A 17,469-nucleotide genomic window follows, 5' to 3' on the forward strand; every position below is an offset into this window, starting at 1 on the left:
TCGTTTTCGGACCTGGGAGGATGGCGGGATGACCGCAACCCTCGTCGCGCAGGGGCTCGCGGGTGGCCACGGCCACCGCACGCTCTTCGACTCCCTCGACCTCACCGTCGCGCCCGGCGACGTCGTCGGCGTCGTCGGGGCGAACGGCGCGGGCAAGTCGACGCTGCTCCGCATCCTCGCCGGCGTCGACGAGCCGCAGGCCGGGACGGTGTCGCTCGCCCCGGCCGACGCGTTCGTCGGCTGGCTGCCGCAGGAGCACGAGCGCGTCGCGGGCGAGACCGTCGTCGACTACATCGCGCGCCGCACGGGCTGCGCGGCCGCGACCCGTGAGATGGACGCCGCCGCGGCGGCGCTCGGCGACCCCGCGCTCGCACCGGCCGGCACCGATCCCGCCGACACCTACGCATCCGCACTCGAACGCTGGCTCGCGAGCGGCGCCGCCGATCTGGAGGAGCGCACGCCGATCGTGCTCGCCGAGCTCGGGCTCGAGCTCGACGGCGAGCCGATCGAGCAGGCCCTCATGACGTCGCTCTCGGGCGGGCAGGCGGCGCGCGTCGGGCTCGCGGCGCTGCTGCTGAGCCGCTTCGACATCGTGCTGCTCGACGAGCCGACGAACGACCTCGACCTCGACGGGCTCGAGCGGCTCGAGGCCTTCGTGCAAGGGCTGCGCGGCGGCGTCGTGCTCGTGAGCCACGACCGCGAGTTCCTCGCCCGCTGCGTCACGCGCGTGCTCGAGCTCGACCTCGCGCAGTCGTCGAACCGCGTCTACGGCGGCGGCTACGACTCGTACCTCGAGGAGCGCGCGACGCTCCGCCGGCACGCCCGCGAGCAGTACGAGGAGTTCGCCGAGCAGAAGGCCGACCTCGTCGCGCGCGCCCGCCGCACACGAGAGTGGTCGAGCCAGGGCGTGCGCAACGCGATGAAGAAGGCGCCCGACAACGACAAGAACCGCCGCCGCGCGATGACCGAGTCGAGCGAGAAGCAAGCGCAGAAGGTGCGGCAGATGGAGAGCCGCATCGCCCGGCTCGAGGAGGTCGAGGAGCCGCGCAAGGAATGGCAGCTGCAGTTCGAGATCGGCGCGGCGCCGCGCTCGAGCACGGTCGTCGCGACGCTCAACGGCGCGGTCGTGCGGCAGGGCGCGTTCACGCTCGGGCCGGTCTCGCTGCAGGTGAACGCGGGGGAGCGGATCGGCATCACCGGGCCCAACGGCGCCGGCAAGTCGACGCTGCTGCGCGCGCTGCTCGGTCGCCGGGAGCCAGACGAGGGGTCTGCGAGCCTCGGCTCGAGCGTGCAGGTGGGCGAGATCGACCAGGCGCGCTCACTGCTGACCGGCGATCGTGCGCTCGCGGATGCGTTCGAGGCGCTCGTCCCGGAGCTCGCGTCGGGCGAGGTGCGCACCCTGCTCGCGAAGTTCGGGCTGCGCGCCGACCACGTCGGCCGACCCGTCGACGAGCTCTCGCCCGGCGAGCGCACGCGCGCGGCGATGGCGCTGCTCCAGTCGCGCGGCGTCAACCTGCTCGTGCTCGATGAGCCGACGAACCACCTCGACCTGCCCGCGATCGAGCAGCTCGAGCAGGCGCTCGAGAGCTACCGCGGCACCCTCTTGCTCGTGACGCACGACCGGCGGATGCTGGAGTCGGTCTCGCTCGACCGGCACTGGACCGTCGAGGCGGGCGTCGTCTCCGAGCATTGAGCCGGTGGCGGAATCCCGGGCCGATCGGATCGGGAAGGCGTAGGCTCGAAGGAGCATTTGGTTCAGATTCGAAGGAGTAGAGCATGCGCGCATGGCAGTTCGTCGGCACCCACAAGGACTTCGAGCGAGTCGACATCGAAGAGCCCACCGCCGGCCCCGGCAAGGTCGTCATCGACGTCAAGGCGGCGGGCCTGTGCCACTCCGACGTCGGCATCCTCGAGGACGAGAAGTGGCTCGAGAACATGAAGGAGCTCCCCGTCGTCCCCGGCCACGAGACCGCGGGCGTCATCAGCGAGGTCGGCGAGGGCGTCACCGACTGGAAGGTCGGCGACCGCGTGGCAGTCTGGCCGATGGCCGAGTTCATGGGCTACATGGTCAACGGCGCGTGGGAGGACCGCGCGGAGGTCTCGACCGACGCGCTCATCGCGATCCCCGACGACGTCACCTTCCAGCAGGCGGCCGCCGCCACCGACGCCGGCATGACCTCCGTCGGCGCGCTCTCGACCGCGGGCGTCGAGGCGGGCATGAAGGTCGGCGTCATCGGCTTCGGCGGGCTCGGCCAGATCGGCGCTCGCGTCGCGAAGCTCCGCGGCGCCGAGGTCTACGTCGCCGAGATCAACGAGGCGGTCTGGGACCGCGCTCGCGAGGCCGGCGCGACGCAGGTCGCGAAGTCGATCAGCGAGTTCGCCGACGCCGAGCTCGACGTCATCATCGACTACGCCGGCTTCGGCGTGACGACGGCGGATGCGCTCAAGGCCGTCAAGGCCGGAGGCCGCGTCGTGCAGGTGGGCATGGGCAAGCTCGAGGCGACGATCGACACGTACTCGCTCATCCTCGGCAAGAAGCAGCTACACGGCTCGGTCGGCGGCAGCAAGGAGGACATCGTCGAGACGATGCGCCACATCGCCTCGGGCGACCTCAAGCCCGCGATCACCGAGATCGACTTCGAGGAGATCCCGGCCGGCGTCCAGCAGCTCGCCGACGGCAGCGTCGTCGGCCGCCTGGTGGCGAAGGTCGCCGACTGACCCTCGCGAGCGGGCTCCGGCGCACGGAGCCCGCTCTCGGGCGGGCGGCATAGAGTGCCGCGCACGGCGCGCCGAGCGGCGGGTCGGCACAAAGGAGGACACCGATGAGCGACGCGATGATGCCCGAGCAGGGAGCGACCGGCGAGGGGCGCGAGACGATCGGGGCCACGGGCGACGCGCAGGGCGGCAACCTGCAGAAGGACCCCTCCGACTGGGTCAGCGGCGACGACCCGATGACCGAGGCGCAGCGCTCCTACCTCGACACGCTCGCGCGGCAAGCGGGGGAGGAGCTGCCCGCCGATCTCACGAAGGCCGAGGCATCCGAGCACATCGAGCGCCTTCGCGACCAGCAGAGCGGCACCGGCTCAGCCTGAGCGAGGCGCGTCGCGCACGACGCGGTAGGTGACGTGCGCGACGAGCGGGTTCGCGCGCGCCGAGACGGTCTCGAGCCGCACATCGCCCGACCGGACGAACAGTCGCTCGCCCGCCCCGAGCACGATCGGCGCGATGTGCAGCCGCAGCTCGTCGATGAGCCCAGCGGCGAGGAACTGATCGGCGGTGCTCGCGCCGCCCGCGACCGAGATCGAGCGATCACCGGCGGCCTCGCGGGCCCGCGCGAACGCCGCCTCCACGCCGTCGGTGACGAAGTGGAAGACGGTGCCGCCCGCCATCCCGATCGGCTCGCGCGGGTGGTGCGTCAGCACGAAGACCGGCGCGCGGTAGGGCGGTTCGCGCCCCCACCAGCCGTCCCACGGCTCGTCCCACGGCCCGCGGACCGGCCCGAACATGTTGCGGCCCATGATGTAGGCGCCGTGCCCGAGGATCGCGTCGATCTCCTCGCGATTCTCCTCCGGCGCCTCGAACATCCAGCGGTGCAGCCGCTCGCCGCCGACGCCGAGCGGTTCCTCGCGGCTCTGCGATGGCCCCGCGGCGAAGCCGTCGACCGAGACGCCGATGTCGCACGTGACGATCCCCATGCCGCCGCATCCTGCCGCGCGCGGGAGCCGTGCGCCACCCCCAGGCTCGGCCGACGCATCCGGTATCCTTGACCCGCCTAGAAGATCCTGGCCGGTGTGGTTATTCCGGCCCTCGGCTCCCCGAGATGCAGTCGCGCGAGACGCGCGAACCCATGGCGCTGATCACTCGATGATGCGGACGGCGCCGACTCCGCGAGCATCGTCGATGGGCGTCGTCGTCCGGGAACAGGAACAGACGATGGACAAGAAGATCGCCCTCCTCGCGCAGGTGTTCATGACCTGCATCATGGCCGCGACGATGTCGGGCATCATGAGCCTCATCGCGCTCGGCCCCTCGGAGGAGTGGCTCGCCGGCTGGCCGCTGCAGTTCGCGATCGCGTGGCCGATCGCGTTCGCGCTCACGATGGTCGCGTGGCCGGCCTCGATGAAGCTCGCGTTCGCGGTGCGGCGCACGGGGCCGGATGCGTCGGGCGGCGAGGGCGCACGCGGCACTGCCTGAACGGGGCTGGGCGGAGTAGCGTCGCGGCATGAGCGAGCATCGTCCGATCGTGCGGGTCTGGAGCGGTGTCGTGCGCACCCAGGACCGCGAGGAGTACGTCGACTACGTCGAGCGGACCGGCATGGAGGCGTACCGCTCGACGCCCGGCAACGTCGATGCCTGGGTGCTCACGCGCGACCTCGGCGACGGCCACAGCGAGATCACGACGGTCTCGCGATGGGAGTCGATGGCCGCGGTGATCGCGTTCGCGGGCGACGACCCAGAGCGCGCCGTCTACTACCCCGAGGACGATCGCTACCTCGTGGAGCGCGAGGCGCGCGTGCGGCACTACGTGCAGCGCGCCTAGCGCACGCCCCACGCGTAGGTCTGCTGCTGCAGCTTCAAGTACATGAGCGTGTCGGTCTCGCGCACGCCGTCGATCTGGCGGATGCGGCCAGAGACGAGCTCGAGCAAGTGGGCGTCGCTCTCGCACACGACCTCGGCGAGCACGTCGTAGCTGCCCGCCGTGATGACGACGTAGTCGACCTCCGGCAGCGCCGCGAGCGCCTCGGCAACGGGCTCGAGCGCTCCGGACGCGCGGATGCCGATCATCGCCTGGCGCGCGAAGCCGAGCTGCGTCGGGTCGGTGACGGCCACGATCTGCATGACCCCCGCATCCGTCAGCCGCCTCACGCGGTTGCGCACCGCGGTCTCGCTGAGCCCGACGGCGTGCCCGATCGCCGCGTAGGAGGCGCGGCCGTCGCGCTGCAGCTCGGCGATGATCGCCTTGTCGTGGCTGTCGGGCAGGCTCACAGGTGCGACCACGCCTCGGAGAGCACGCCGCGCAGGATCTGCCCCATCTCGTCGAAGTGCGACTGGTCGCAGATGAGCGGAGGAGAGAGCTGGATGACGGGGTCGCCGCGATCGTCGGCGCGGCAGTAGAGGCCGGCGTCGAACAGCGCCGTCGAGAGGAAGCCGCGCAGCAGCCGCTCGCTCTCCGCCTCGTCGAAGGTCTCGCGCGACTCCTTGTCCTTCACGAGCTCGATGCCAAAGAAGTAGCCGTCGCCGCGCACGTCGCCGACGATCGGCAGATCGGTGAGGCCCTCGAGCGTCGCGCGGAACGCGCCCTCGTACGCCCGCACGTGCTCGAGCACGCCCTCGCGCTCGAAGGCCTCGAGGTTCGCGAGGCCGACCGCGGTCGCGACCGGGTGGCCGCCGAACGTGTAGCCGTGCGCGAACATCGCGCCGGGCTCGGTGAAGGGCTCGAAGAGCCGGTCGCTCGCGATCATCGCGCCGAGCGGCGCGTAGCCAGACGTGAGGCCCTTCGCGCACGTGATGATGTCGGGCTGGTAGCCGTAGCGCTCCGCACCGAACATCGTGCCGAGCCGGCCGAACGCGCAGATCACCTCGTCCGAGACGAGCAGCACGTCGTACTCGTCGCAGATCTCGCGCACGCGCTGGAAGTACCCAGGCGGCGGCGGGAAGCAGCCGCCCGAGTTCTGCACCGGCTCGAGGAAGACGGCCGCGACCGTCTCGGGCCCCTCCTGCTCGATCGCGACCGCGATCTGGTCGGCGGCCCAGCGGCCGAACGCCTCGGGGTCGTCGCGGTGCACGGGCGCGCGGTAGAGGTTCGTGCTCGGCACCCGGAAGGTCGAGGGCACGAGCGGCTCGAACATCTGCTTGAGACCCGGGAGCCCCGTGATCGACAGCGCCCCGTGCGTCGTGCCGTGGTAGGCGATCGCGCGGCTGATGACCTTGTGCTTCTGCGGCTTGCCCGTGAGGCGGAAGTAGTTCTTCGCGAGCTTCCACGCGCTCTCGACCGCCTCGCCGCCGCCCGAGGTGAAGAAGATGCGGTTGAGGTCGCCGGGGGTGAGCGAGGCCAGCTTGTCGGCGAGCTCGATCGCGCTCGGGTGGGCGTACGACCAGACGGGGAAGAAGGCGAGCGTCTCCGCCTGCTTCGCCGCGACCGCCGCGAGGTCGGCGCGGCCGTGCCCGAGCTGGTTGACGAACAGACCGGCGAGCCCGTCGAGGTAGCGCTTGCCGCGGTCGTCCCAGATGTACGCGCCCTCGCCGCGCACGATGACGGGCGCCCGGTCGGCGTCCGCCATCCGGGTGAAGTGCATCCACAGGTGGTCGGCGGGCGTGCTCATGCGTGTCGGTCCTTCGTCGGTGTCGAGTCGGTGTCGGTCGGTTCGGTGTCAGTCCGTGTTGGCGGATGCGTCGGGAATGAGCGGGCGGACGGACTCGGTCAGTCGAGCGCGGGCACGCACAGCACCGGGCGGGTGCTGAGGTGCAGCAGCTTGTGCGGCGTCGAGCCGAGGATCGCGCCGCGCATGGGGCTCTCGCCCCACGTGCCGACGACGATGAGCCGGGCGCCGTGCCGGTCGGCTGCGTCGAGGAGGGCGGGGGCCGGGCGCTCCGAGACCAGCTCGACCACCGCATCCACCCCCGCCGCCTGCGCCTCGGCGAGCGCGTGGCCCGCGGCCTCGTCGCCCGCCTGACGCAGCGCGGCCTCGTGGCTGCGCGCCTCCTCGCCGAGCGATCCGGGCGGCGCGGTGCCGTAGACGATCACGAGCCGCTCGCCGAAGCGGCGCGCGATGTCGATCGCGACGGGGAGCGCGGCGCGCGCCCCGGGCGACTCGTCGTAGCCGAGCGCGATCGTCATGCGTCCGTTCCCTCCCTGCGGCCCGTGGTCGCGTCGATGCGGACGATGGGCTGCTCGGCGGTGCTCGGCCGCTCGGCCCAGAAGCGGCGGTCGCGGAAGTACCAGACGATCATGAGCACGATGCCGGTGAGGAAGATGCCGACGCCGATCACGAGCGGCGGGCCGACGCCGAACCACGGCGTCTCGGTGTAGGAGTTCTCGGGGTTGCCGTAGTCGATGATCGCCGCGACGAGCAGCCAGAGGAGCATGAGCGAGCCGAGCACGGGCCCGACGCCGATGAGCAGGAAGCTCTTGACGCTGCGCGTGAGCCGCTTGCGGAAGTAGACGGCGCACGCGATGCCGGTGAGCGCGTAGTAGAAGGCGATGAGCAGGCCGAGCGCGGTGAGCGTGTCCCACAGCGCGGTCTCGCTCAGCAGGCCGACGACGAGGTAGTAGGCGATCGCGATGCCGGCGACCCACCACGTCGAGACGTCGGGGGTGCGGAAGCGCGGGTGGATGTGCCCGAAGGTCTTCGGCAGGGCGCCGCGGCGGGCCATGCTGAGGCCCGTGCGCGACGCGGGGATGATCGTGGTCTGCGTCGAGGCGATCGCCGAGGTCGCGACCGAGAGCATGACGACCCACGCCCAGGGGCCCATGGTCTCGCTCGCGAGGATCTGGAAGATCGCGTCCTCCTCGTCGGCGTTCTCGGCGAGGAACGACTCGCCGGCGAGCGCGACGACCGCGATCGTCACCGAGAGGTACGTCGCGAGCAGCACGATCGTCGACCAGATCGCCGCCTTGCCGGGCGCTTGCGTCGAGTTCGTCGTCTCCTCGGTGAGGTTGACGGCCGATTCCCAGCCCCAGTAGGCGAAGACGCCGAGCAGCAGGCCGGCGGTCACGCCCTCCCAGCCGCCGCCGAAGGGGTTGAGCCACTCCCACGAGGGGGTGAGCGAGTCGAAGGGCGAGTCGCCCGAGAAGACGAGCACGAGGGCGAACACCGCGAAGGCGAGCAGCGAGAGCACCTGGAAGACGATGAGCACGTTCTGCAGCCGTGCCGAGATCTCGGTGCCCCAGACGCAGATCGCGGTCATCACGAGGATGAGCACGACCGTCAGCACGCGGATGAGCACCGGGTCGTAGGCGGCGTCCTCGAGGCCGAAGGTCAGCAGCGAGTAGCGCACGCCCACCTCGGCGAGCGAGCCGACGATGAGCACGCCCGTCATCGCGATCGCCCAGCCGCCGATCCAGCCGAGCCACGGCCCCATCGCGCGCGTGACCCACGAGAAGGTCGTGCCGCAGTCCTGGTCGACGGTGTTCAAGTAGTAGAAGGCGGATGCGATGAGCAGCATCGGGATGAAGCTCGCGAGCATGATGCCCGGGGCGTGCACGCCGCTGAAGGCCACGAGCCCGCCGATGATCGCCGCGATCGTGTAGGCGGGGGAGGTCGAGGCGAGGCCGATGACCATGGCGTCGAGGAAGCCGATGGCGTTCGGCTTCAGCCCGGTCTGCCCGGCGGGCGGTCGCGCCGCGATGGTGTCTTCGCTCACTGGGGCTCCTCGTCGCGCTTCGGCGGATACCGTGCTCGCCGCCCGCGTTGGGTGACGCATCCGCACCTTCTGCTCGCAGACCATACTGATTCCGTCGCGCTTGCGCTACAGTCTGGCGCAGCCGGGATCCGCGGGCGATGCCGGCGGAGAGGTGAGTCCATGCGGATCCTGCTGATCGGAGCCGGAGGGGTCGGTGGCGCGTTCGCCGCGATCGCGGCTCGGCGCGACTTCTTCGAGGCGATCGTGATCGCCGACTACGACGCCGCGCGCGCGGAGCGCGCCGCCGCGGTCGACGCGCGCTTCACGGCCGCGCGAGTGGACGCATCCGACCCCGAGTCGGTCGCCGCGCTCTGCCGGGAGCACCGCATCACCCACGTGATGAACGCGGTCGACCCCCGCTTCGTCATGCCGATCTTCGACGGCGCGCTCGCGGCCGGCGCCGACTACCTCGACATGGCGATGAGCCTGTCGAAGCGCCACCCCGAGGACCCCTACCGCAAGGTCGGGCTCAAGCTCGGCGACGAGCAGTTCGCGAAGTCGGGGGAGTGGGAGGCGGCCGGGCGGCTCGCGCTCGTCGGGATCGGCGTGGAGCCGGGGCTCTCGAACGTGCTCGCGCGCTACGCCGCCGACGAGCTCTTCGACCACATCGACGAGCTCGGCACGCGCGACGGCGCGAACCTCGCGGTGCACGACGAGCACGGGAACGAGATCTTCGCGCCCTCGTTCTCGATCTGGACGACGATCGAGGAGTGCCTCAACCCGCCGGTCATCTGGGAACGCTCGCGGCAGGACGTCGACGGCGGCTGGTACACGACCGAGCCGTTCAGCGAGCCCGAGGTGTTCGACTTCCCCGAGGGCATCGGGCCGGTCGAGTGCGTCAACGTCGAGCACGAGGAGGTGCTCATGATGCCGCGCTGGCTCGAGGCCGATCGAGTCACCTTCAAGTACGGGCTCGGCGAGGAGTTCATCGGCGTGCTGCGCACGCTCAACACGCTCGGGCTCGACCGCACCGACAAGGTGAGGGTCGGCGGCGTCGAGGTCGCCCCGCGCGACGTCGTCGCGGCGGTGCTGCCCGACCCCGCGACGATCGGGCCGATCATGACGGGCAAGACATGCGCGGGCGTGTGGGTGCGCGGCACCGGCAAGGACGGGCAGCCGCGCTCGACGTACCTCTACCACGTGGTCGACAACGAGTGGTCGATGGCCGAGTACGGCCACCAGTGCGTCGTGTGGCAGACGGCGATCAACCCGGTGATCGCGCTCGAGCTGCTCGCGCGCGGCGACTGGTCGGGCGCTGGCGTGCTCGGCCCCGAGACCATGCCGCCCAAGCCGTTCCTCGACCTGCTCGGCGAGTACGGCTCGCCGTGGGGGCAGATGGAGGTCGCGGCGAAGGAGTGACGCTCAGCCGCCGAGCGGCAGCCGCGCGACGGTCTCGTGCAGCGGCCGCCGGCCGTGGCCGAGCAGCTGCGAGTCGATCAGCTCGACCTCGTCGACGGTCCAGGGGCGGGAGCGGTAGGTGTCGAGCACGCGCAGCCAGCGCAGGGCACTGCGGTCGCGCGGCGGCCGCGCGAGCGTGAGGTGGGGCGTGAAGCGCTTGCCGTCGGGCGGCGCGCCAGCGGCGTTCGCGCCGTCGTGCACCCGGCGGGCGAGCCGCTCGAGCTCGTCGCCGCCCTCGCCGACGCCGAGCCACAGCACGGCCGGCCGGTCGGGGTGCGGGAACGCGCCGGCGCCCGCGAGCGAGCACGCGAACGGCTCGACGCCCGCGGCGGCGCTCGCGAGCCGCTCCTCGAGCGGCTCCAGGATGCGCTCCGGGACGTCGGCGAGGAAGGCGAGCGTCAGGTGCATCCGGTCGGGCTGCGTCCAGCGCAGCCCCTCGCGCACGTCGAGGAACTCGGCGAGCTCCTCCCGCACGTCCTCGGGCGGCACGACCGCCGCGAACATCCGCCGACCCATCCGCCCACGGTAGAGCGCGAGGCCGAGCGCGCGGTGTGCGCAGCGCGCTCAGCGCGTCGCGAGCTGCTTGCGCATCACGACGCGCGGGAAGCCGCCCGAGACCGCGTCCGTCGGCGCCGCGAGCTCGAAGCCCGCGCGCTCGAAGAGCGCTCGCGTGCCCACGTAGGCCATCGTGAGGTCGACGCGCTCGCCGCCGTTGTCGACGGGGTACCCCTCGACGGCCGGCGCCCCGTGCGCCGCGGCGAAGTCGACCGCGCCCGCGAGCATCGCGTGCGAGATGCCGCGGCCGCGCCGGCCCGGCCGCACGCGGATGCACCAGATCGACCACACCGGCTGGTCGTCGACGTGCGGGATCTTCCGCGAGCGCTCGAACGGCAGCTGCGCGCGCGGCGCGACCGCGGCCCACCCGACGACCTCGTCGCCGTCGTAGCCGAGCACGCCCGGCGCGACCGGCTCGCGCGTGAGCCGCTCGACGAAGGCGCCGCGCTCGACGCCGCGCAGCGCCGTGTTCGTCTTCGCGTCGATGCGGTGGCTGAGGCACCAGCAGACGGATGCGTCGGGCCGCTTCGGACCGATGACGGCGGCGAGGTCGTCGAAGCGGTCGTGCGTCGCCGGGTGCACGACGATCCCGCTCGTGGCCGTGTCGCCCGTGCTCGCGCGCGCCATGCCGTCAGCGCTCCGGCGGGGCGAGCTCGTCGAGGCTCGAGAGCCGCTCCGCCGCGCGCTCGGCCCGCTCGGCCTCCGTGAGCTCCCACCACGCGGTGCCGCGCTCGCCGAGGCCCTCCTTCGCGAGCTGCACGCGATCGCGCACGCGCCGCCGGCTCGCGTCGTCCGGCGCGCTCCGCACGGCCGAGCGCGCGCGGCCGAGGTGCGAGCGCAGCCGCCGCGCGACGTCGGGGTCGAGCGACGGGTCCTCCGCGCGCCACCGCCGGCCGTCGACGACGATCCAGCGGCCGTCGTCCGTGCGCTCCGGTGCTGTCACCGGCGCCCGCGCCGCGCGCTCGACCGATGCTCGATCGGGATGTGCCGCGCCTTCGTCGGCACCGGATCGAGCCCGACGCGCACGGTGAGCACGCCGTCCTCGTAGGCGGCGGTGATGTCGTCGTCCTTCGCGCCCTGCGGCAGTCGCACGGCACGGGCGAGCGCGCCGTAGCGGAACTCCGAGCGCTGCTTCTCGCGCTTGTCGGGGTGCCGCTCGGCGTGGATCGTGAGCGTGCCGTGCTCGACGGTCACGTCGATGTCGCGCTCCGGGTCGAGGCCGGGGAGCTCGGCGTGCACGATGAACTCGTCGTCGTGCACGAGCTCCTCGACGCGGATGCCGGGGAGGGGCCCTCGGCCATCCCACCCGCCCAGCAGGGCGAACGCATCCACCCACTCCGTGAACGGCGGGAAGACCGGGTACTTGCGGGCGGCGTCCGTGCTCATGGCTGCTCCCTCCGTCGCGTCGGTCGCGTGCCTCGTGTCTACTCCGCTTCCGCTGCGGTCTCAATGGGGGCGGATGCGTCGGGTCGCGCACCGGTGGCGGCGCGAGGCGCGCGCGTGGTTCGATCGAGCCATGAGCGAGAGCGAATCCCGAGTGGTGCGCGCGAGCCGCGTGATCGCCGCCCCCGCGGACGTCATCTTCGAGGAGATCGCCGATCCCTCGCGCCAGCCGGCGTGGGACGGCAACGACAACCTCGGCTCGGCGCCCGAGGGGCAGCGCGTGCGTGCCACCGGCGAGGTGTTCTCGATGACGCTCGGCAGCGGCGCGGTGCGCGAGAACCACGTCGTGGAGTTCGAGGAGGGCCGCCGCATCGCGTGGAAGCCCGCCGAGGAGGGCAAGCCGCCGATCGGGCACCTCTGGCGGTGGGAGCTCGAGCCGGCGGACGGCGGCACGCTCGTCACCCAGACCTACGACTGGACGCAGCTGTGCGACAAGTCGCGCCTCGACCGCGCGCGCCGAACGCAGGAGCCGCAGCTGCTCGCCTCGATCGACCGGCTGAAGGCGCTGCTCGAGGGCTGAGCCCCCACCGCGGCATCCTGCGCTGCCCCGCCTGCCATCGCGAAGTCCACAGCGGCCGCTTCCGCATCGACAGGATCGGCACCCGCTGGCGCGTCACCCGCACGCTCCTGCCACCCATCCGGAGGCCCAGGCGGCGCGAGCGCGCGCCCGTCGCGAGACGGATCGGGGCGCCCGTCGCACGCGCCGGCGGGGCGACCGAGCGGATCCGGGGCTCGACCTAGTAGCATTGGCGTGGCGACAGCGCCGGTCACCGCCGGAGCCGCGAAGCGGCCCCGCCCGTGCACCGCAGCCGCAGCCGCCGGCTCGATGAGTCACGCACCGATCTGTCGGTGCTCGTCGAAGCCCGTCAATCCGGGGCCCGCACCGCCGGCCCCGCCTCGAATGGAGGACACGTGGCAGACGCCGCAACCATCGATGCGACCGACACGGACGCATCCCAAGACCTCGACGCGATCGTCGTCGACGAGGCGGCCGCCGAGCGGCCCGCCACCCGGGAGCGCGACGCGCTCATCCCGCAGCTCGCCCGCGCCGTGCGCCAGGTCGAGGCGGCCGTCAAGCGCGGCGCCGCCTCCCGCTCGACGCGCGTGAAGCTGCAGGTCGTCGCGATGCTCGCGCGCGAGGAGCGCGCCCGAGTGCGCGCCGACAAGACGCTCACCGACGCCCAGCGCGCCGAGGACCTCAAGCGACTCGACGGCATCGCCGTCATCCTCGCGAAGGCCGCGAGCCGCGAGCCCACGCTGCTGCCGCTGCTCGGCGACGGCGCGCCGATCACCGACGCCGTGCGCGAGCGCAAGCGCGAGATGCTGCAGGCCGCGGGCATCGAGGAGGCGCCCGAGCCGCAGTCGGCTCCCGAGCCCGAGGTGACCGAGCCGCAGGCGCCGCAGGTCGTGCCGCCGTCGGTGCGCCGGGTCGCGCTCGCGAACCCCTTCCTCGAGCCCGACCTCACGCACGTGCGCCGCAAGCCCGAGCGCGACCGCCTCGCGGGCTTCGACCTGCTCTCGCCGCTCTACCTCTCGTTCGAGGTCGCGGCCGACGGCCGTCCCGCGTGCATGCCGCTGCCCGAGCCGAAGCGGCACATCGCGCCGGGCGGCAAGGAGCTCATGCACCACCAGGCCGAGCTCGTGCAGGCCGCCCGCGACGGGCACCGCACGTTCCTGCTCGCCGACGAGCCGGGTCTCGGCAAGACCGCGCAAGCGCTGCTCGCCGCGCAGGCGGCCGATGCGTTCCCGCTGCTCGTGGTCGCGCCGAGCGTCGTGAAGATCAACTGGGCGCGCGAGACCGAGCGCTGGCTGCCCGGGCGCCGCGCCGCGGTGCTGCAGGGCGACGGCGACACGCTCGACGCCTTCGCCGACGTCGTGGTCGTGAACTACGAGGTGCTCGACCGCCACATCGGGTGGCTCGAGCGGTTCGGGTTCCGCGGCATGGTCGTCGACGAGGCGCACTTCATCAAGAACACGCGCTCGAAGCGCTCGCGGCACGTGCTGCAGATCTCGGCGGCGATGCGCGAGCGCATCGGCAACCCGCTGCTCATGGCCCTCACCGGCACGCCGCTCATCAACGACATCGAGGACTTCGGGGCGATCTGGCGCTTCCTCGGCTGGATCGACCACAAGGAGCCGAACGCCGAGCTCACCGACCACCTCGAGGAGATCGGCCTCACGCCGATGGACCGGGCGTTCTACCCGGCAGCCAGGCGCGCCGTGATCGACATGGGCATCGTCCGGCGCCGCAAGATCGACGTCGCCTCCGACATCCCGGCCCGCCGCATCGCCGACATCCCCGTCGAGCTCGACGAGGCATCCGTGCGGTCGATCCGCGCCGCCGAGCGCGAGCTCGTCGAGCGCATGCTGCGCCGCTACGACGCCGCGATCGAGCAGCGCTCCGCCGACGCGCGCGACGACAGCCGCGTCGACGACGAGCTCGTGCGCCGCATCGCGCGCAGCGAGGTCGAGGCGCAGGAGGGCGGCACGGGTGAGAACGTCTTCGCGCTCGCGCGCCGCATCGGCCGCGCGAAGGCCGAGCTCGCCGCCGACTACGCCGCGCAGCTCGCGCACTCGGTCGGCAAGGTCGTCTTCTTCGCCAAGCACATCGACGTCCTCGACGCCGCCGAGCAGACGCTCGCGAAGGCCGGCATCAAGACGGTCTCGATCCGCGGCGACCAGTCGCCGACGCAGCGCCAGGCCGCGATCGACGCGTTCACGAACGACGAGTCGGTGCGGGTCATCGTCTGCTCGCTCATGGCCGCGGGCGTCGGCGTCAACCTGCAGGCGGCGGCCGACATGGTGCTCGCCGAGCTCTCGTGGACCGACGCCGAGCAGACCCAGGCGATCGACCGCATCCACCGCATCGGCCAGTCGATGCCCGTCACCGTGTGGCGCATCCTCGCCGCGCAGACGATCGACACGCGCATCGCCGAGCTGCTCGACACGAAGGCGGGCATGGTCGGTCGCGCGATCGACGGCGCCGTCGGCGACGAGCCCACGAGCACCGACCCGCGGCTCGAGGCGGTCGCGGGCATGCTGCACGACGCGGTGGCCGCGCGCATCGCACGCTGACCGGCGGTGGTCGACGCGATCTTCGGCGAGCCGCGCCTCGCGGCCGTCTACGACGCGCTCGACCCCGACCGCTCGGATCTCGAGGTCTACGCGCGGATCGTCGTCGACGAGCTCGGCGCCCGGTCGGTGCTCGACATCGGCTGCGGCACCGGCACGTTCGCGCTCATGCTCGCCGCGCGCGGGCTCTCGGTCACGGGCGTCGACCCCGCGAGCGCGTCGATCGGGGTCGCGCGGGCGAAGCCGGGGGCGGATGCGGTGCGCTGGCTCGAGGGGACGCTCGACGCCGTCGAGGCGGATGCGTCGATCGGCTCGGGCTTCGACGTCGCGACCATGACGGCGAACGTCGCGCAGGTCTTCGTCGAGGAGCACGACTGGGCCACGACGCTCGGCGCCGCGCGGCGGCTGCTGCGGCCGGGTGGGACGCTCGTGCTCGAGTCGCGGCGGCCCGAGCGCCGCGCGTGGCTGCAGTGGACGCCGGAGGTGTCGCGGCAGGTCGTCGACGTCGCGCACGAAGGGCCGGTCGAGGACTGGGTCGAGCTCATCGCGGTCGACGAGGAGGCGCCCGGCGGCGCGCTCGTCACGTTCCGGTCGCCGACCGTGTTCCACCGCGACGGCGCGCGCATCGACTCGGAGTCGACGCTGCGGTTCCGCTCGCGCGAGCAGATCGAGGCATCGCTCGAGCGCGCGGGCTTCGCGGTGGTCGACGTGCGCGATGCGCCCGACCGCCCCGGCCGCGAGTGGGTCTTCCTCGCTCGCCGCGCCGACTGACGCCGTCGGCGGCTCAGCGGGCGGGGGAGTCCTCGAGGCTCAGCTCTCGCGCGCGCTCGAGCGCCTGCACGAAGACCTCCGGCGGCTGCGCGCCCGAGAGCGCGAGGCGCATGTCGAAGACGAAGAACGGCACGCCGTTCACGCCGATCTCGCGCGCCTGCTGGATGTCGGCGCGCACGGCGGGGAGGTGGCGCTCGTCGGCGAGCGACGCCCGGATCTCGTCGGCGTCGAGCCCCGCGGCGGTGCCGATCTCGACGAGCGCCTCGACGTCGCCGATGTCGACGCCGCGCTCGAAGTGGGCCGACAGGAGCCCGTCCTTCACCGCATCCGCCGTCTTCGCGTCCGTCGACCTCGCGAGGTGCAGCAGCTGGTGGGCGCGCAGGCTGTTGGCGACGACGAGCGCGTCGAAGTCGTACCGCAGGCCCTCGCCCGCGGCCTGCTCGGCGACGTGGCCGATCATCTGCCGCACCTGCTCGACCGGCATGCCCTTCACGCGCGAGAGGTACTCGACCTCGCCGCCGTCGTAGCGCTCGGGGAGCGTGGGGTCGAGCTGGTACGAGTGCCACGTGACCTCGACCTCGTCGCCGTGCTCCCAGGCGCCCAGCGCCCGCTCGAACCGCCGCTTGCCGATGAAGCACCACGGGCACGCCACGTCTGACCAGATGTCTACCTGCATGCTGGGGTCAACGCGCGCCCCGCGCCGCTATTCCGCGCGACTGCTCCCCGCGGCGCGCTACGCCGGCAGCTCGTCGATGAGGGCGTCGGCCTCCGGGTCGTCCCAGTCGTCGAGGTCGAAGTCGTCCTCGTCGTCGTCGTCCTCAGCGGCGGCGGTCGTCGCGACGGGGTCGTCCTCCACGGCGGCGTCGTCGCCGAGCCACGCGTCGGCGGCGGCCTCGAGGTCGTCGTCCTCGTCGTCGTCGAGGTCGTCGTCGTCGCGCTCGTCGTCCTCGGCGAGCTCATCGCGCAACCACTGCGCGAGCTCGCCGTCGGCCTCGGCGTCGACCATCTCCTCGACGCTCTCCTCATCGAGGGGCAGGATCGCCGCCACCCGGTCGCCGTCGCGCGCGACGATCGTGTCGGGCTCGCCGTCCTCGCCGGGCACACGCTCGACCGACTCGTGCCAGCCCGCGAGGATGTCCTCGACGTGCGCCGCGAGCCGTTCGCGGTCCTCGTGCCACTCGTTCATCGCGCCTCCTCCGCCTGCCGACTCGTAGGCCTCCCAGTCTGCACCCGGCGCAGGCGACGCGCCTGCAGGAAGTAGTCGATCCCCGCGATCACGTGCAGGCCGACGCCGACGAGCATGAGCGTCATGCCGAGCGCCGTCGCCTCCGGCAGCACGGTGTGGCCGAGCAGCACGACCACGATCGCCGTCAGCAGCACCGCCGTGCGCACCTTGCCGAGCCACGAGACGTGGATGCTGCCGTCGCGGGCCGCCTTGCCCGCCGAGATGACCGAGAGCACGTCGACGGCGAAGATGACCGCGAGGATCCACCAGTCGACCGCGCCGCCGATCGCGAGCGCGAGCGTGACGCCGACGATGCCGATGCGGTCGGCGATCGGATCCATGACCTCGCCGAGCCGCGAGGTCTGGTCGAGCGCGCGCGCGAGCACGCCGTCGATCCAGTCGGTCGCCGCCCACACCGCGAGCAGCACGACCGGGGTCCACGAGCCCGGAGCGCCGTCGATGATGAGCCAGCAGACGGGCACGAGGAGCAGCAGCCGGGCGATGGTGAAGGCGTTCGGCACCGTGAGCACGCGCGTGAAGTAGGGGTCGGCCGGATCGCGGTCGCGAGCCGAGATGAGGCGCATGCCCTCTTGGATAGCACA

21 protein-coding genes are annotated in these 17,469 nt (G+C 72.5%); 9 read left to right on the forward strand and 12 right to left on the reverse strand.

All coding sequences use genetic code 11. The annotated features are described in order from the left end of the window. Positions 1-28: 28 nt before the first annotated feature. The 3 genes from L332_RS20330 (at position 29) to L332_RS20340 (ending at position 3,092) form a co-directional block, all read left to right on the forward strand. Positions 29-1,693 (forward strand): ABC-F family ATP-binding cassette domain-containing protein, encoded by a 1,665-nt coding sequence (locus L332_RS20330; RefSeq protein ID WP_021010101.1) that lies wholly within the window; start codon positions 29-31, stop codon positions 1,691-1,693. 83 nt (positions 1,694-1,776) lie between these two features. Beyond that, positions 1,777-2,718, forward strand: coding sequence for a zinc-binding dehydrogenase (locus L332_RS20335; protein WP_021010102.1), 942 nt, complete (start codon positions 1,777-1,779; stop codon positions 2,716-2,718). 104 nt (positions 2,719-2,822) lie between these two features. After that, positions 2,823-3,092 carry a DUF3072 domain-containing protein gene (locus L332_RS20340; RefSeq protein WP_021010103.1) on the forward strand — a complete coding sequence of 90 codons (270 nt, stop codon included), beginning with the start codon at positions 2,823-2,825 and terminating at the stop codon, positions 3,090-3,092. Here L332_RS20340 and L332_RS20345 read toward each other — a convergent pair. Next, positions 3,084-3,695, reverse strand: a complete 612-nt coding sequence (locus tag L332_RS20345) for a dihydrofolate reductase family protein (protein ID WP_021010104.1) — start codon at positions 3,693-3,695, stop codon at positions 3,084-3,086. The genes L332_RS20340 and L332_RS20345 overlap by 9 nt on opposite strands. Before the next feature lie 238 nt (positions 3,696-3,933). Between L332_RS20345 and L332_RS20350 the strand changes: the two genes are divergently transcribed. Both L332_RS20350 and L332_RS20355 read left to right on the forward strand, forming a co-directional pair. After that, complete coding sequence (locus tag L332_RS20350) at positions 3,934-4,194, forward strand: DUF2798 domain-containing protein (RefSeq protein ID WP_021010105.1); 261 nt, start codon at positions 3,934-3,936, stop codon at positions 4,192-4,194. 28 nt (positions 4,195-4,222) lie between these two features. Next, a complete protein-coding gene (locus L332_RS20355; protein WP_021010106.1) occupies positions 4,223-4,540 on the forward strand; it encodes a hypothetical protein in 318 nt (105 codons plus the stop codon). Here the strand turns inward: L332_RS20355 and L332_RS20360 are convergent. The 4 genes from L332_RS20360 to L332_RS20375 form a co-directional block, all read right to left on the reverse strand. Then, on the reverse strand, positions 4,537-4,986 hold the full coding sequence (locus tag L332_RS20360) for an Lrp/AsnC family transcriptional regulator (RefSeq protein WP_021010107.1): 450 nt from the start codon (positions 4,984-4,986) through the stop codon (positions 4,537-4,539). The genes L332_RS20355 and L332_RS20360 overlap by 4 nt on opposite strands. Beyond that, complete coding sequence (locus L332_RS20365; protein WP_021010108.1) at positions 4,983-6,323, reverse strand: aspartate aminotransferase family protein; 1,341 nt, start codon at positions 6,321-6,323, stop codon at positions 4,983-4,985. Before L332_RS20365 ends, L332_RS20360 begins: the two co-directional genes overlap by 4 nt. 98 nt (positions 6,324-6,421) lie before the next feature. Continuing rightward, on the reverse strand, positions 6,422-6,838 hold the full coding sequence (locus tag L332_RS20370) for a universal stress protein (protein ID WP_021010109.1): 417 nt from the start codon (positions 6,836-6,838) through the stop codon (positions 6,422-6,424). Beyond that, positions 6,835-8,364 (reverse strand): APC family permease, encoded by a 1,530-nt coding sequence (locus L332_RS20375; protein ID WP_021010110.1) that lies wholly within the window; start codon positions 8,362-8,364, stop codon positions 6,835-6,837. Before L332_RS20375 ends, L332_RS20370 begins: the two co-directional genes overlap by 4 nt. A gap of 159 nt (positions 8,365-8,523) precedes the next feature. Here L332_RS20375 and L332_RS20380 point away from each other — a divergent pair, with 159 nt between their 5' ends. After that, positions 8,524-9,762, forward strand: coding sequence for a saccharopine dehydrogenase family protein (locus tag L332_RS20380; RefSeq protein WP_021010111.1), 1,239 nt, complete (start codon positions 8,524-8,526; stop codon positions 9,760-9,762). Between the two features lie 3 nt (positions 9,763-9,765). On the opposite strand, the gene thpR is transcribed toward L332_RS20380, so the two are convergent. The 4 genes from thpR to L332_RS20400 are packed head-to-tail and all read right to left on the reverse strand — an operon-like array spanning position 9,766 to position 11,742. Further along, positions 9,766-10,317, reverse strand: coding sequence for an RNA 2',3'-cyclic phosphodiesterase (gene thpR, locus L332_RS20385; RefSeq protein ID WP_021010112.1), 552 nt, complete (start codon positions 10,315-10,317; stop codon positions 9,766-9,768). Positions 10,318-10,365: 48 nt separating this feature from the next. Continuing rightward, entirely contained in the window at positions 10,366-10,983 is a 618-nt protein-coding gene (locus L332_RS20390) for a GNAT family N-acetyltransferase (protein WP_021010113.1), read from the reverse strand. 4 nt (positions 10,984-10,987) lie between these two features. Further along, positions 10,988-11,299, reverse strand: coding sequence for a hypothetical protein (locus L332_RS20395; RefSeq protein ID WP_021010114.1), 312 nt, complete (start codon positions 11,297-11,299; stop codon positions 10,988-10,990). Beyond that, positions 11,296-11,742 carry an Hsp20/alpha crystallin family protein gene (locus L332_RS20400; protein WP_021010115.1) on the reverse strand — a complete coding sequence of 149 codons (447 nt, stop codon included), beginning with the start codon at positions 11,740-11,742 and terminating at the stop codon, positions 11,296-11,298. Before L332_RS20400 ends, L332_RS20395 begins: the two co-directional genes overlap by 4 nt. 130 nt (positions 11,743-11,872) lie before the next feature. Between L332_RS20400 and L332_RS20405 the strand changes: the two genes are divergently transcribed. The 3 genes from L332_RS20405 (at position 11,873) to L332_RS20415 (ending at position 15,642) form a co-directional block, all read left to right on the forward strand. Next, positions 11,873-12,319, forward strand: a complete 447-nt coding sequence (locus L332_RS20405) for an SRPBCC family protein (RefSeq protein ID WP_021010116.1) — start codon at positions 11,873-11,875, stop codon at positions 12,317-12,319. A 509-nt stretch (positions 12,320-12,828) separates the two neighbouring features. Next, positions 12,829-14,874, forward strand: coding sequence for a DEAD/DEAH box helicase (locus L332_RS20410; RefSeq protein WP_052588652.1), 2,046 nt, complete (start codon positions 12,829-12,831; stop codon positions 14,872-14,874). Between the two features lie 6 nt (positions 14,875-14,880). Beyond that, positions 14,881-15,642, forward strand: coding sequence for a class I SAM-dependent methyltransferase (locus L332_RS20415; RefSeq protein WP_021010117.1), 762 nt, complete (start codon positions 14,881-14,883; stop codon positions 15,640-15,642). Positions 15,643-15,655: 13 nt separating this feature from the next. Here L332_RS20415 and L332_RS20420 read toward each other — a convergent pair whose 3' ends face one another. Genes L332_RS20420 through L332_RS20425 form a run of 3 tightly spaced genes read right to left on the reverse strand, consistent with a single transcriptional unit; the run spans position 15,656 to position 17,451 of the window. Then, the gene (locus tag L332_RS20420; RefSeq protein ID WP_021010118.1) at positions 15,656-16,318 is read right to left on the reverse strand and encodes a DsbA family oxidoreductase; all 663 of its coding nucleotides are present in this window, start codon (positions 16,316-16,318) and stop codon (positions 15,656-15,658) included. A gap of 57 nt (positions 16,319-16,375) precedes the next feature. After that, complete coding sequence (locus L332_RS30305; RefSeq protein ID WP_021010119.1) at positions 16,376-16,828, reverse strand: hypothetical protein; 453 nt, start codon at positions 16,826-16,828, stop codon at positions 16,376-16,378. Then, complete coding sequence (locus tag L332_RS20425; protein ID WP_021010120.1) at positions 16,825-17,451, reverse strand: CDP-alcohol phosphatidyltransferase family protein; 627 nt, start codon at positions 17,449-17,451, stop codon at positions 16,825-16,827. The genes L332_RS30305 and L332_RS20425 overlap by 4 nt, the downstream gene beginning before the upstream one ends. Positions 17,452-17,469 lie beyond the last annotated feature (18 nt).

Source organism: Agrococcus pavilionensis RW1, from assembly GCF_000400485.1.
Classification (GTDB): Bacteria; Actinomycetota; Actinomycetes; order Actinomycetales; family Microbacteriaceae; genus Agrococcus; species Agrococcus pavilionensis.